Annotated in this window: 1 protein-coding gene and 1 pseudogene; both read right to left on the bottom strand. The window is 45.6% G+C overall.

The window, feature by feature from the left end:
* Nucleotides 1-463: TVP38/TMEM64 family protein (locus R7Q11_RS26730; RefSeq protein WP_225467061.1), on the bottom strand; the 463-nt coding region annotated here is incomplete at its 3' end.
* Nucleotides 460-671 (bottom strand): annotated as a pseudogene (locus tag R7Q11_RS26725) (dolichol-phosphate mannosyltransferase); the annotation flags it as partial. The gene R7Q11_RS26730 and the pseudogene R7Q11_RS26725, both read right to left, overlap by 4 nt.

Below are 671 nucleotides of genomic sequence, written 5' to 3'. Positions count from 1 at the left end.
AGAACGGCACTCGGACACTACCCGATAAAACATTGGTCACGACGTTATTCCCAATCGGAAACAAACGTAGCAAAAGGATTTTGTAAAACGGCTTACGACTCGCAAATGAATTAAAACGCGTCATTTTTTTCGGGAACCTTCGATATAGCCAATTTCCGATGAGAAAGCGCGCGCAGGCGTAGTTAAATGTCGCCCCAAAAACACAAGCAAATAAGGTGATAAGCACGCCTAATTGGACGTGGTACAAATAGCCGAATACCAATGCGATGGCTTGCTTTGGTCCACTCAACGACAAAAACACCACACTGAATGTGAAGATGACCACATGCCCTAAAGCCCCGTTTTTTTGAATGTAGCCAACCAGCCAGTTCCTATCTGTGAGGTGAGATAAAACGTGAGTATCGAGCTGATTTGCTAACAAAACCCCAGCAAGTATAAGAAGTGCAAGCTTTAACCATTTCATTGTTTTGCATTTTCATTGGCAATGCTGACAGCTTTGATCATCGGATTTTTCGTGCGCTTTTGTAACCAGATCACACCAAACATATCAACAATCCCTACCCAAGCACGGTTCCATGCATTGTAATTGGAAGTGCCTGCTTCTCTGTCTCGGTGCGCGCCTGGGTGAACGACGCTTTCCCCGCCCATCGCTTTGATGGGTGCAGGCAAAG

Source organism: Vibrio sp. 970 (assembly GCF_033339075.1).
The sequence above is the reverse complement of the archived record's forward strand: the minus strand, read 5'-3'. Positions and strand labels throughout refer to the sequence as shown.